The organism is Paraburkholderia domus (assembly GCF_905220705.1).
Lineage (GTDB): Bacteria > Pseudomonadota > Gammaproteobacteria > Burkholderiales > Burkholderiaceae > Paraburkholderia > Paraburkholderia domus.
In genome coordinates this window covers 191,724-204,723 of the sequence record NZ_CAJNAT010000003.1, presented here as the reverse complement: position 1 = coordinate 204,723, position 13,000 = coordinate 191,724, and the positions used below count along the sequence as shown (strand labels likewise).

Here is a 13,000-nt window from a genome sequence, read left to right as displayed (position 1 = left end):
GCTTGCAACGTAGTCCGGCAACAACCCACTCAGATCGGCAAGCGCTGAAGCCTGCCTCGCGCTCACGCAGTTTGCACGTTCACGCGCTGCATCACTCGCAGCGTGCTGACCACGGCGGCGACCGCTGAAAAGCACGCAGCCACATACAGCACGATGGTCGGCCCATGCTGCGGCGCGATGCCGAAGATCAGCGCGACCAACGCCGCGCCGAGCGTCTGTCCGGTGAGGCGCGCGGTGCCGAGCATGCCGCTCGCGCCGCCGCTGCGCTCGCGCGGGGCGGCGGACAACATCGTCCGGTTGTTGGGCGACTGGAAAATCCCGAAGCCCGCGCCGCACAGCGCCATGCGCCACGCGATCTGCATGGGCTCGGGATGTGCGCCGAGGGTGGCGAGCAGCAGCAGGCCCGCTGTCATCGCCACGAGTCCGACGCCGCCAAGCCATCCGGACGACACCTTGTCTGACAGCACACCGGCAATTGGCGCGGCGATGATGATCACCGCCGGCCACGGCGTCATCAGCAAACCGGTATCGACCTGCGAGAAGCCGAGCGTGTCCTGCAACAGAAACGGCAACGACACGAAGGCCAGCATCTGCGCGCAGAACGAACAGACCGAGGTGCCGATCGACAAGGCGAACACCGGAATCCTCAGCAAATCGATCGGCAGCAGCGGTGCGGGCTGGGTCAATTGACGGCGCACGAAGAAGTAGCCGATCACCACCGCGCCGAGTGCTTCCGCGGCAACCAAGCCGAAGCGCTCGCCGTGACCGAGACCGTCGACGGCGAAAATCAGCAGGCCGAATACAAGCGCGTTCATTACCGCGCTCAGATAATCATACGGAGACTCGTGGCCAGGATTCATCGGCAGCGCCTTGAAGCCGCCGACGATCGCCGCAATCCCGATCGGCACATTGATCGCGAACAGCCACGGCCACGAGGCGACGGCGAGCACCCCTGAGGCGACCGTCGGCCCGACCGCGGACGATACCGCAACGACCATCGCGTTGATGGCAACGCCGCGCCCGAGCTGCGCGGGCGGGTAGATCATGCGCACGAGCGCGGTGTTCACGCTCATGACGCCCGCCGCGCCGAAGCCCTGGACCACACGGGCGAGCGCTAGCGTCGACAGCGAGGTGGACAGCGCGCAACCGAACGACGCCACCGTGAACAGGATCAGCCCGGCCAGATAGATGCGCCGGTAGCCGATGCGATCGCCGAGCGACGCGAGCGGCAGCAGCGAAATGGTGATGGCGAGCTGGTAAGCGTTGACGACCCAGATCGAGCCGGCTGCACTTGCATGCAGATTGCGGGCGATGGTCGGCAGCGCTACGTTGGCGATCGCACTGTCGAGCACTGCCAGCGTGAGGGCGAGGGCGATAACCAGCATCGCCCAGTAGCGTTGCGGAATCGGCAAGCCTTGTTCGGGGCTGTCCGCGAGCGATGTGCCGGCAGTGAGTGGGGCTGAGGCGGCATCGGCCGGCATCGAACTGTCCTTGCGCGATGGTTGTGCGTGCATCGTTCTTTTGGAATTGGAGTGGGGCGGCGCGTCGATCCAGCGATGAACCACGCGCGCTGCGTGCCGCCCCGGAAAGACAAGACGGCATGCAGCGACGATGCCGGGGCTGTTGCTACAGCGCCCCGGCATCGCGTCTCATGCGTTATTTGAGTTCGTACAGACCAGTGTGGGTGGTCGAGTCGAGCTCGTTCAGATGTGTCATGAAACGCGCCACCGCATTGGTGGTGTCCGCATTGATCGGCAGGTGCGGCACCTTCAGCGCATGCAGGCGGAAGATGTAGCGATGCGTCCTGTCGCCACGCGGCGGCGCGGCGCCGCCGAAGCCGACCGTGCCGTAGTCGTTGCGCACCTGCAGCGCGCCTTGCGGCAGCAGCGAGCCATCGGCCCTGCCGGCGTTGCGCGGCAGTGAGCGGACGTCAGCCGGAATGTTGACGACGACCCAGTGCCAGAAGCCACTGCCGGTGGGCGCGTCGGGATCGTGAACGGTGAGTGCGAAGCTTTGAGTGTCGGCCGGCGGCGCATCCCACTGCAACGCGGGCGAGATGTTCTCGCCATCCACGCCGAAGGCCTTGTCGTGGTATTCGTGGGCTTTCGGCATAAAGCCGTTGGTGGGGAAATCGTCGGACCAGAGACGGAAATCAGCCATTGTGTGCCTCCCTTCTTGAGTGGTTCTGGGATAGTCGGGGGTGTGTCTTTTTGCTGCAGGCCTGCAATTGGACTGTTGCAGGGTGCTGGCGGATTGTGGCCGCGCCGGCACGCAAAAAATACCCCGAGTTAGCCAATCGAGTGTATCACCAGCGGCGCCACTATTCGCTCGAGCCGGGCAGGCTACAAGCAGCTTTCAGCTGCGTTCCTCGAAGCTTGGCGCATCGCTCTTCAGCCACTCGACCAACCGCTGTAACACGCCGTCGATATCGCGATTCGCACCTCGCAACGCGCATTCCCACACCACCCCGACGCGCCAGCCGCTCGCGAGCAATGCCGCTCGAACCTTGTCGTCGTTGCTGCGATTGCGGCCGATCTTGTCGCGCCAGAACTCGGGCCGTGTTTGCGGCCATTTGAAAAGATGGCAGTCGTGGCCGTGCCAGAAGCACCCGTGCACGAGTACGACGGCGTGGTAGCGCGGCAGCACGATGTCTGGGCGCCCCGGCAGATCGCGCGCGTCCAGACGGAAACGAAAGCCCTGGCCATGCAGCAGGCTGCGGATCAGGATTTCCGGTTTCGTGTTGCGGCCGCGAATGCCGGACATCATCCGGCTGCGCGTTGCGCTGTCGACGATATCGACCATCGTCAGCGCCTGAGTAACGGGTCAGGCCGCTCAGGAGTAGAGCGAAAGGGCTTGCTTCGATCCATTGTGCGTTTCCTCGGCGAGCAGGGTTTGCACATGCGGCAGCATGATGCGCGCCATTTCCCGCATTACGGGCATGACGACACTGTTGCCGAATTGCCGGTAAGCCTGTGTGTCGCTGACCGGAATCCTGAAGGTATCCGGAAAGCCCATCAGCCGGGCACATTCGCGCGGCGTGAGGCGCCGCGGCCGCGACTGCTCGCCCTGATAGACGAGAATCTCCGAGCCGTCCTTGTGATAACGCGCGGAGAGCGTGCGCGTGACGCTGTCGGGATAAGCCATGCCGAAGCCAAAGCCGTTCCCCGCTGCGCGATGCTTCGCCGCGTAGTTTTGCAGATAGGTCCAGAGATTGGGCGTGAGCGTGTACTTCGGCTGTACGCGTTTGGCGGTGTGGTCGAAGAAACGATCGTGGTCCCACGCCAGCACCGGTTCGCTGCCGTCCGTGCGATGCAGGATCGAGCCGAGGCGCGGGCCGCTTTCCGGCAGGCGCAGATCGTCCCACGAGAACGACGTCTTGCCGCGAAAGCCGACGATGATGATGCGCTCCCGATGCTGCGGCGTGAAATGCTGGCCGTCGACCACGCGGTAGTGCACTTCGTAGCCGAGCTCGTCGCGCAAGGTCTGCAGGATCACGTCGAAGGTGCGGCCTTTATCGTGCGAAAGCAGATTCTTCACGTTTTCCAGCAGGAACGCGGCGGGGCGCTTTGCCGCGATGATTCGCGCGACGTCGAAAAACAACGTGCCCTGCGTCGTGCACTCGAAACCGTGCGGCCGCCCCAGCGCGTTTTTCTTGCTGACGCCGGCAATCGAGAACGGCTGACACGGAAAGCCGCCGAGCAGCACGTCGTGGCTCGGCACCTCTTCGGCGGGAAACGAGACGATATCGCCGATCAGCGCATGCTCGCCGCCGGCAGGGTAGTTCTCGCGATAGGTCTTGGTGGAGAAATCGTTCCACTCGCTTGTGAATACGCAGTCGCCGCCGTGCGCCTCGAAACCCATGCGGATACCGCCGATGCCGGCAAACAGATCGATGAAGCGGAACTGGGCGTCGCCTGCCGCCGCGCCGGCTTTCGTCCGGCCGCTACTGTGCAACAGATCGCGCAGTGCGGGTTCGAGCATCGACGGACACGGTGTTTCGCCTTTTTCCCAGCGGCGTACCGTCTTGATGTCCTTACCGACGTGCGCGGCGATTTCGCGTTGAGTGAAGCGGGCGCGCGCCTGTCTGAGCAGGTCGAGCGGTGCGGCGAGGGTCACGGATGTCCTTGCTGGGAATTTTTGCGGACATTATGACCTAAGGTCGTCCCTTTTTCCTATTTTCGCTGACCGCGAGTAGAAAATTTCCGATCAGGTCAAGACCGCCTTCGCCTAAATGCGACTGTCACAGTTGGACGTGTAGGCTTGTGGTGTGACGCGAATTCCCCGCGTTGCGACGTGTTCAGGCCGCGACATGGTTCGCGGCCTTTTTTTAGCGGGGAATGGTCAGGCTGGCCGGCGCGGAAGGCTGGCCATCAAGGCTTGCAACGTGTCAAACAGGATGGCCGACGGCCACGGGGTGCAGCGGTTGGGACAGCGCGGCGGCTGCCGGGGCCAGTTCATTCCATGCAGGCTGGGGTTCGGTTTCGAACCGGTCGAGTTGCAGCAGGAGGCTGTCCACCGCGCACAGTTGCGCATGGGACAGGCTGCCGCTGTCGAGCAACTGGTACAGACGTGTGCGCCAATAGGTAGCCGGCAGAATCGGTCCGCCCAAATCGCCTTGTAAAGACGGCCGCATTACGCGCCCAATATGCGCGATGTCCTGATCGATCAGCGTCGCCTGGGTCGACCCTGTCAGCGTATTGAGTCTGCGTTCCATAGCCCCTCCATGGCACCTTTACGGCACGGTGTGGCGGGACTTTAGGGCTCTTTTGAAATATTTTTGCGAGTGCCTTTATCGAGCGAAGCGCGGTGGCGGCGGACGCGGGCACGCCCGTTGCTGGCCTAGGGATACTGGCGCAATGTTGCGCCGGCATTCCAGATATCGGAGCCGAACATGAATAAGGACCAGGTAAAGGGTGTAGGCGAGCAGGTGAAGGGCAAGGTCAACGAAGTGGTCGGTAAGGTCACCAATAATCCGGGTAAGGAGCTCAAGGGCGACCTTCAACAAGGCGCCGGCAAAGTGCAAAAGGCCTATGGCGACGCCAAAGAGGATGCCAAGGACAGAGCAAAGCACAATGCGCCGTAAGCCGGCTTGCGATGTCGCTTGACGGGAAAAAGGCGCTGCGGCGCCTTTTTCTGTTGTTACGGGGCGTGGGATGCCGGGCTTCAGTTGCTTCAGTTGTCAGGCATCAGAAATGGGCGGCCAGGCGCGAGACGCCGCGCCGTTTTTGCCTGGGAGTAACCCGGGTTCCACGCCGCGAACGCTCCGCGCGCTGTGCGCCGCCTTTAGACTTGGCGCATCCAACACGGAGGAGGCGGCCCATGACACCCGAAAAAGTGCTTTCGATGTTCGAACGGCAGTACCTGGAGGGCAAAGCGCCTGTCGACCTCGAAACTACCTGTGCGAGTTTTGCGAGTTGGCTGGCGGCGACGTGGGAGCAACTCGACGGCGAGCAGAAGACGCTGCTGCTGACGGTCGGCGCGGCATTGTGGCGCGAAGGGTATAACCTGCGCGCCGGCACGGCGACCAAGGACTTATGGTGAGTCTTGGTGCCTTCTTGAGGTTGTGCGGCAGGGCGGGGCGTCGAGTGGCCACGTTCGCGTTAGGGTGAACTGAGGCGAGCTCGCACGCGTTGTGCTGAGGCGGTTTATATTTGGCGGTCGCGCGTTCGGGTCTTTCTTTTCGGTCTTCCGGCCGATCGCTGATTCCCGATTCCGATTTCCAGCCGCAACTCACGCACAAGGGTTACACCGTCACCATGACCGATCTCTCCGCCTTCCCGATCACGAAGAAATGGCCTGCCGAGCATCCGGACCGGATTCAGCTGTATTCGCTGCCGACGCCCAACGGCGTGAAGGTGTCGATCATGCTCGAAGAGACTGGTCTGCCGTATGAGCCGCATCTCGTGCGCTTCGATACGAACGATCAGATGTCCGCTGAGTTTTTGTCGCTGAATCCGAACAACAAGATTCCGGCGATCATCGATCCGAACGGCCCTGACGGCAAGCCGCTGCCGCTGTTCGAATCGGGCGCGATTCTGATCTATCTGGCGGACAAAACGGGCAAATTGATTCCGCAGGACGGCGCTGGCCGTTATGAAGCGATCCAGTGGGTGATGTTCCAGATGGGCGGCATCGGCCCGATGTTCGGCCAGGTGGGTTTCTTCCACAAGTTCGCCGGCAAGGAATACGAAGACAAACGCCCGCGTGATCGTTATATCGCCGAGTCGAAGCGGCTACTTGCCGTGCTGGATCAGCAGCTCAAAGGGCGCGACTGGATCCTGGGCGACAAGTACTCGATCGCCGATATCGCGACCTTCCCGTGGGTGCGTAATCTGATCGGCTTCTACGAAGCAGGGGACCTGGTCGGGATCGACGAGTTTTCGAATGTGAAGCGGGTGCTGGCTGCGTTCGTGGCGCGTCCGGCGGTGGCGAAGGGATTGGAGATTCCGAAGCGGCCTTCGTGATTTCCTAAAGCGGCCGTGGCAGTCGAAGGGTGATTAGCCAGGCTCAAGGCAACTTGTGTGGATCGCCGCCCATCGCACGATAAAGGTCGCGCACAAACTGCTCGCTGACGACGTCCCATGCAGGTGAGCCATAGAGAACGTCTTCGGGATTCTTCTTGCCCTGTGCGTGACGCAGAGTGCGCACGGTCAATTCGAGGGCCATCGCTTCTTCATAAAGAGGGTGGCCGGGGCGGAGGCGGTCGTCGTTGTCCATGCCTGATTTTCGGCGGCCGCTGGAATTACTTTAGGCCCCGCCGTGCAAGTTGCTTTCGCATGCCGCATGGATTTTGTGGATGTTCGGCGATCCTTGATCTGGGGGACGGTCGTCGGTGAACAATTTCTCGTGTACCGAGGGTGGAACCGGCGCAGTGCGCCGGTTCCACCATGCTTGCCGCGCGCCATTTCGCAAACGTTGCCGGGTCAGCACGAAGCGCCGAACCGCACGGCGTGGCTTGCTCTGGCTGGTGCGATGCGCGTTTGCGCGTCGTTCGCAAGCATGCCGCCGCGGTCACGGCGGTGATACATCTTGCGTGACAAGTGGCGTTGGATTTTCAGGCCGGCGCGGAGGGGCGAGTTTCGTGGTCTTGGAAGTATCTGGGGGACATTCGGCAATGTCTTCGCGGAATCCGGGTTGTGCACTGCCAAACGTCGATATCGAAGGCAGCAAAAAGCCCCGCAGCACAAGGCAGTACGGGGCTTTCTAGTAAAACTTTGGCGACACTCGGAAACTAGTTGGTCCCCCTGACAGGAATCGAACCTGTATCTAGCGCTTAGGAGGCACTTGTTCTATCCATTGAACTACAGGGAGAGGACCAAACTGAAATAATCGCTGCAATCCCGCCGACTCACAACCCCAAGCAGGATCCGGCGAGTCCAAATTCGCCAGCGAGCGCAGAGTATATCAAACACGCCCAGCTGCGAGGAGGGCTGCAAAGCCCGTCCCACAAAGCAAACGGCCCAGCAGGCATCACCCACTGGGCCGCGCGAACCGCCCGGCGCGCTACATCAACCAGCGCACCCCCGGCTCAATCGAGCTAACTCAGAATTCCACCACCGCAAACTCCGCCTTGCCTACATCGCACAGCGGGCAGCGCCAGTCGTCCGGAATCGCGGCGAAGCGCGTGCCCGGGGCGATACCTTCTTCGGGAAGGCCTTCTTCTTCGTTGTAGATCCAGCCGCAAATCAGGCAGACCCAGCTCTTATATTCAATCACTTCAATTACTTCGCTCACGACGTACTCTTCTTTGGTTCAGTGCATTGATCCGCCCAGTCTGCCCCTTTTTTGGGCACGGCGGCGACCCGCAATATTACCGGAATTTGACAAACGGGCCGCAAATTGCCGATGTGGCATCGCCGCAAAGCGCCTGAGACGCGTCCGGATCCGCGTAACGGACCCCGTCATACACAGCGTGTATGCTTCGATCCGTAGCTCATCTTTTGGACAGGCGCGCCGGGCGCCTGGCATGCATTGCGACGATCGGCCTCAGACGGCTGGAGCCGCCATCGCCGTCTGCATGGCCCGCGCATGACTCTCGTTTCCCAAAAAGGAGAAAAACGATGTTTAAAAACAAATGGTTGGCCGGTACGGTACTGGCCGGGCTGCTCGCCGTATCGGGCGCGGCACAGGCCGCCGGGGTGTCTTTCGTGCAGCCGGCGGACGGCGCAACCGTCAGCAATCCGGTGCACGTGGTGTTTGGCGTCGAAGGAATGACGATCGCGCCAGCCGGCACGATGACGGAAGGCACGGGCCACCATCATCTGCTGATCGACGGCAAGCCGCTTCCCAAGGGCGAAGTCATCCCCGCTAACGACAAATCGCTTCACTTCGGCAAAGGCCAGACCGAAACCGATCTGACGCTGCCGCCGGGTGACCACACCCTGACGCTGCAATTCGGCGACGGCGCGCATCGTTCGTATGGCCCGGAGATGAGCAAGACCATCACGGTGCACGTGAAGTAAGCGTGTCGCACGGATGAACGGCCGGCCGGGCGTGTGCACGCACCGCCCGGCCGCGTTTTCGCACTCAGTATCCATTTTGCAAGCCGGCCATTCAGCCTATCTCTTCCGGCAGACAGGCACCCGCCCGTGCGCCCGGTACAATGAGCAGTTCCGACTCATCGCTGTCTTCTCCAATTCTCCATGTCGCTTTACACCATTACCGGGGCCCAACTGGCGTTCGGTCACGTCGCGTTGCTCGATCACGCGGATTTCTCTCTCGAAGCGGGCGAGCGCGTTGGGCTGATCGGCCGTAACGGCGCGGGCAAGTCGTCGCTGCTGAAAATCGTCGCCGATCTGACCAAGCCTGACGACGGCCTCGTCACGCGTCAGCAGGGCTTGACTTCGGTCTACGTGCCGCAGGAGCCGGAGTTCGATACGGACGACACGGTGTTCGAAGCGGTCGCCGCCGGCCTGACCCACGCCCGCGAGCTGCTGGATCAATACGACGCGGTCGCCAATCAGCTTGCCGACGAACCGGAAGGCCCGGAGCACGACGCGCTGATGTCGCGCATGAACACGCTGCAATCGGCGCTCGACCATTCGGACGCCTGGAACTGGAGTACGCGCGTGGCCACCACGCTGCAGCAGATCGGTCTGAATGGCGAGGCGCGGGTCGGTTCGCTGTCGGGCGGAATGCAAAAACGCGTCGCGCTGGCGCGCGCGCTGGTCGTGCAACCGGATGTGCTGCTGCTCGACGAGCCGACCAACCACCTGGACTTCGACGGCATTCGCTGGCTCGAGGAACTGCTGGTGTCGCTGCGCGCGGGCCTGCTTTTCATTACCCACGACCGTGCGTTTCTCGACCGTGTCGCCACGCGCATCGTCGAACTGGATCGCGGGCGCCTGCTGTCGTATCCGGGCAATTTCAGCGCCTACCAGACTAGGAAGGCGCAGCAGCTCGAGGTCGAGCAAGTCGAAGCGGCCAAGTTCGACAAGCTGCTCGCACAGGAAGAAGTGTGGATTCGCAAGGGCGTGGAAGCGCGCCGTACGCGTAGTGTCGGCCGGATCGCGCGGCTCGTGCAGATGCGCAACGAACGCGCCGAGCGCCGCAACGTGCAGGGCAACGTGAAGCTCGACGTGGGCCAAGGTGAGAAGTCCGGCAAGATCGTCGCCGAACTGACTGATGTCACCAAGCGCTACGGTTCGCGCACGGTGGTCGACAACTTCACGGCCACGGTGATGCGTGGCGACAAGATCGGCTTCGTCGGTCCGAACGGTGCGGGCAAGACCACGCTGCTGAAGATGATCCTCGGCGAGTTGCCGCCGGACGAAGGCACGGTGCGTATCGGCACCAATCTGCAGGTCGCGTACTTCGACCAGATGCGCGCTCAGCTCGATCTGGACAAGAGCCTCGCCGATACGATCAGCCCGGGCAGCGAGTGGGTCGAAGTCAACGGCCAGAAGAAGCACGTGATGAGCTATCTGGGTGACTTCCTGTTCGCGCCGGAACGCGCGCGTTCGCCGGTCAAGTCGCTGTCGGGCGGCGAGCGTAATCGCCTGCTGCTGGCGCGTCTGTTCGCGCGGCCGGCCAACGTGCTGGTGCTCGACGAACCGACCAACGATCTCGACATCCCGACGCTCGAATTGCTCGAAGAACTGTTGACCGAATACGACGGCACCGTCCTGCTGGTCAGCCACGATCGCGCGTTTCTGGATAATGTCGCGACCTCGGTGATCGCTTCGGAAGGCGCGGGCAAGTGGCGCGAGTATGTCGGCGGCTTTACCGACTGGCAGATTCAGCGCGACCGCTCGCAGCAGATGGCACAGGAAGCGCAGAAAGAAGCGGCCAAAGAAGTAGCGGCGAAAGACACCGGCGCGGCCCGCAATACGCAGCGTTCCGCCAAACTGTCGTTCAAGGATCAGCGCGAACTCGAGGCATTGCCGGCGAAAATTGCCGCGCTCGAAGCCGAGCAGAAAACCATCGGCGCTCAACTCGAAGACGGTTCGGTCTTCGCGAAAGACGCTCAGGAAGGCACGCGTCTGACCGAGCGCTACGCCGCGATCGACGAGGAACTGCTGATCGCGCTGGAACGTTGGGACGAGCTGGAGAACAAGCGCAAGTGACGCACGGAGTCGGCGCGATCCGAGGTTGCGCCGACGTCACGTCGAGGCTAAGGGCCGGGGCTGCGGCGCAGCCTCATCGCGGTCTCATAATAGGCCGCACCCGAGCGCCGGCCCTTATCCAAATGGCCAATCCCGCACGTCGTGAATTGCCGCCTGTATCGAAATCAGTAAAATACCCCGCGAACAGGCTTCCCCCGGCGTTCGCACCGGCTGGCCGTTGCCGGGCTGTAGAACCGGCGTCGAGCCGCCGTCGAGTGAGCCAATGGGAAGCCAGGCGACAAAACAGCTTGCCCGCACTGCGGGCACCTCATCTAACCCCGTTGTTTCGTTTCGCTTTTTTTGAAAACTCAACGCATTGTCCACGGACCTGTCCACAGGACCTGTGGACAACGATGAACCGACGCACCCGAGTCAACCATGTCTACGAAAAAGCCAAACGCCGCGTATAGCGAAGCGTCGATCAAGGTGTTGAAGGGCCTGGAGCCGGTCAAGCAACGGCCCGGGATGTACACCCGCACCGAAAATCCGCTGCATATCATTCAGGAAGTTATCGACAACGCGTCGGACGAGGCCCTTGGCGGCCACGGCCGGCAAATCACGGTCACGCTGCACGCGGACCATTCGGTCTCGGTCGAAGACGACGGCCGTGGCATTCCGTTCGGCATGCATCCGGAAGAAGGCGTGCCGGTTGTCGAGATCGTTTTCACGCGTCTGCACGCGGGCGGCAAGTTCGATAAAGCCGCCGGCGGCGCCTACACGTTCTCGGGCGGCCTGCACGGCGTCGGCGTGTCGGTCACCAACGCGCTGTCCACCCGCCTCGACGTCACCGTGTGGCGCGACGGCAAAATCGCCGATCTGAGTTTCGCCAACGGCGACGTCGCGAAGCAGCTTGAAGTACGCCCCGCGGCCAAAGGCGACAAGAAGTCCGGTACGCGCGTCACCGCGTGGGCAAATCCGAAGTATTTCGATTCGCCGAACCTGCCGCTCGGCGAATTGCAACGTCTGCTGCGCTCGAAAGCGGTGCTGTTGCCCGGCGTCGAAGTCACGCTGATCAACGAGAAAACCGGCGAAACGCAAAGCTGGAAATACGAAGACGGTTTGCGCGGCTACCTGCTCGAAGGTATGAACGGCAGCGATCTGCTGATTCCGCTGTTCGAAGGCGAGCGCTATGTCGAAAACGCGCGCACCAGCGAAGAGACGTTTGCTGAAGGTGAGGGCGCTACGTGGGTCGTCGCGTGGAGCGAAGAAGGCACGCTCATGCGCGAGTCGTACGTCAATCTGATTCCGACGCCTGCCGGTGGTACGCACGAGTCCGGTTTGCGTGACGGTCTGTTCCAGGCAGTGAAGAGCTTTGTCGAGTTGCATAATCTGCAGCCGAAGGGCGTGAAGCTGCTGGCGGAAGACGTGTTCGCGCGCGTGTCGTTCGTTTTGTCGGCGAAGGTGCTCGATCCGCAATTCCAAGGTCAGATCAAGGAGCGCCTGAATAGCCGTGATGCGGTGAAACTGGTGTCGTCGTTCTCGCGGCCGGCCCTGGAGCTGTGGCTGAATCAGCACGTCGAGCACGGCAAGAAACTCGCCGACCTCGTCATCAAACAGGCCCAGGCACGTACCCGCGCCGGCCAGAAGGTCGAGAAGCGCAAGAGTTCGGGCGTGGCCGTTCTGCCGGGCAAGCTGACCGATTGCGAATCGACGGAAATCGGCCGCAACGAACTGTTCCTCGTCGAGGGTGACTCGGCGGGCGGCTCGGCGAAGATGGGCCGCGACAAGGAATACCAGGCGATCCTGCCGCTGCGCGGCAAGGTGCTGAACACGTGGGAAACCGAGCGCGACCGCCTGTTCGCCAACAACGAAGTGCACGACATTTCGGTGGCGATCGGCGTCGATCCGCATAGCCCTGACGACAAGGTCGATCTGTCGAATCTGCGCTACGGCAAGATTTGCATCTTGTCGGACGCTGACGTCGACGGTTCGCACATCCAGGTGCTGTTGCTCACGCTCTTCTTCAAGCATTTCCCGCAGTTGATCGAGCGCGGGCATGTGTGCGTGGCGCGTCCGCCGTTGTTCCGGGTCGATGCACCCGCGCGCGGCAAGAAGCCGGCGCAAAAACTCTACGCACTCGACGCAGGCGAACTCGAGGCGATCCTCGACAAGCTGCGCAAGGACGGCGTACGCGAGACACAGTGGTCCATCAGCCGCTTCAAAGGCCTCGGTGAAATGAGCGCGGAGCAGCTGTGGGACACCACGATGAACCCCGATACACGACGGCTGACGCCCGTGGCACTCGGCGAACTCGACTATGACGCCACGGTGGCGCGCATGACGATGCTGATGGGCAAGGGTGAAGCGGCGTCGCGGCGCAGCTGGCTGGAAGAAAAGGGCAACGAAGTGGAAGCGGATATCTGAGCGAGCGTTCTTAACAACGCTCTGCCTTCGCA

At 62.2% G+C, this 13,000-nt stretch carries 14 protein-coding genes and 1 tRNA gene; 6 read left to right on the top strand and 9 right to left on the bottom strand.

Annotated elements, in window-relative coordinates; translation table 11 throughout:
* Window positions 1–62: 62 nt before the first annotated feature.
* The 5 genes from KHO31_RS08770 to KHO31_RS08750 all read right to left on the bottom strand — a co-directional run bounded on the left by KHO31_RS08770 (window position 63) and on the right by KHO31_RS08750 (window position 4,714).
* Window positions 63–1,514 (bottom strand): MFS transporter, encoded by a 1,452-nt coding sequence (locus tag KHO31_RS08770; RefSeq protein ID WP_201074952.1) that lies wholly within the window; start codon window positions 1,512–1,514, stop codon window positions 63–65.
* Window positions 1,515–1,656: 142 nt separating this feature from the next.
* Entirely contained in the window at window positions 1,657–2,160 is a 504-nt protein-coding gene (locus KHO31_RS08765) for a YbhB/YbcL family Raf kinase inhibitor-like protein (protein WP_201074954.1), read from the bottom strand.
* Window positions 2,161–2,355: 195 nt separating this feature from the next.
* Window positions 2,356–2,802 carry a very short patch repair endonuclease gene (locus tag KHO31_RS08760; RefSeq protein ID WP_201074955.1) on the bottom strand — a complete coding sequence of 149 codons (447 nt, stop codon included), beginning with the start codon at window positions 2,800–2,802 and terminating at the stop codon, window positions 2,356–2,358.
* Window positions 2,803–2,832: 30 nt separating this feature from the next.
* On the bottom strand, window positions 2,833–4,116 hold the full coding sequence (gene dcm, locus KHO31_RS08755; protein WP_201074956.1) for a DNA (cytosine-5-)-methyltransferase: 1,284 nt from the start codon (window positions 4,114–4,116) through the stop codon (window positions 2,833–2,835).
* Between the two features lie 271 nt (window positions 4,117–4,387).
* On the bottom strand, window positions 4,388–4,714 hold the full coding sequence (locus tag KHO31_RS08750; protein WP_201074959.1) for a hypothetical protein: 327 nt from the start codon (window positions 4,712–4,714) through the stop codon (window positions 4,388–4,390).
* 177 nt (window positions 4,715–4,891) lie between these two features.
* On the opposite strand from KHO31_RS08750, the gene KHO31_RS08745 reads away from it, so the two are divergent.
* The 3 genes from KHO31_RS08745 (at window position 4,892) to KHO31_RS08735 (ending at window position 6,464) form a co-directional block, all read left to right on the top strand.
* On the top strand, window positions 4,892–5,083 hold the full coding sequence (locus KHO31_RS08745) for a CsbD family protein (protein WP_201074961.1): 192 nt from the start codon (window positions 4,892–4,894) through the stop codon (window positions 5,081–5,083).
* 236 nt (window positions 5,084–5,319) lie between these two features.
* The gene (locus tag KHO31_RS08740) at window positions 5,320–5,541 is read left to right on the top strand and encodes a hypothetical protein (RefSeq protein WP_201074963.1); all 222 of its coding nucleotides are present in this window, start codon (window positions 5,320–5,322) and stop codon (window positions 5,539–5,541) included.
* 215 nt (window positions 5,542–5,756) lie between these two features.
* A complete protein-coding gene (locus KHO31_RS08735) occupies window positions 5,757–6,464 on the top strand; it encodes a glutathione S-transferase N-terminal domain-containing protein (protein ID WP_201074965.1) in 708 nt (235 codons plus the stop codon).
* A 43-nt stretch (window positions 6,465–6,507) separates the two neighbouring features.
* Here KHO31_RS08735 and KHO31_RS08730 read toward each other — a convergent pair whose 3' ends face one another.
* From KHO31_RS08730 to KHO31_RS08720, 3 genes are all read right to left on the bottom strand, one after another.
* The gene (locus KHO31_RS08730; RefSeq protein WP_201074967.1) at window positions 6,508–6,717 is read right to left on the bottom strand and encodes a hypothetical protein; all 210 of its coding nucleotides are present in this window, start codon (window positions 6,715–6,717) and stop codon (window positions 6,508–6,510) included.
* 519 nt (window positions 6,718–7,236) lie between these two features.
* Window positions 7,237–7,311: transfer RNA gene (locus KHO31_RS08725), tRNA-Arg, on the bottom strand.
* A gap of 231 nt (window positions 7,312–7,542) precedes the next feature.
* Window positions 7,543–7,734 (bottom strand): rubredoxin, encoded by a 192-nt coding sequence (locus KHO31_RS08720; protein ID WP_169486637.1) that lies wholly within the window; start codon window positions 7,732–7,734, stop codon window positions 7,543–7,545.
* A 326-nt stretch (window positions 7,735–8,060) separates the two neighbouring features.
* Here KHO31_RS08720 and KHO31_RS08715 point away from each other — a divergent pair, with 326 nt between their 5' ends.
* Window positions 8,061–8,462 carry a DUF4399 domain-containing protein gene (locus KHO31_RS08715; protein ID WP_201074969.1) on the top strand — a complete coding sequence of 134 codons (402 nt, stop codon included), beginning with the start codon at window positions 8,061–8,063 and terminating at the stop codon, window positions 8,460–8,462.
* Between the two features lie 180 nt (window positions 8,463–8,642).
* Window positions 8,643–10,565 (top strand): ATP-binding cassette domain-containing protein, encoded by a 1,923-nt coding sequence (locus KHO31_RS08710; RefSeq protein ID WP_201074971.1) that lies wholly within the window; start codon window positions 8,643–8,645, stop codon window positions 10,563–10,565.
* A 114-nt stretch (window positions 10,566–10,679) separates the two neighbouring features.
* On the opposite strand, the gene KHO31_RS08705 is transcribed toward KHO31_RS08710, so the two are convergent.
* On the bottom strand, window positions 10,680–10,928 hold the full coding sequence (locus KHO31_RS08705) for a hypothetical protein (RefSeq protein ID WP_211623065.1): 249 nt from the start codon (window positions 10,926–10,928) through the stop codon (window positions 10,680–10,682).
* Window positions 10,929–10,982: 54 nt separating this feature from the next.
* Between KHO31_RS08705 and KHO31_RS08700 the strand changes: the two genes are divergently transcribed.
* On the top strand, window positions 10,983–12,968 hold the full coding sequence (locus tag KHO31_RS08700) for a DNA topoisomerase IV subunit B (protein ID WP_201074973.1): 1,986 nt from the start codon (window positions 10,983–10,985) through the stop codon (window positions 12,966–12,968).
* Window positions 12,969–13,000: the final 32 nt, after the last annotated feature.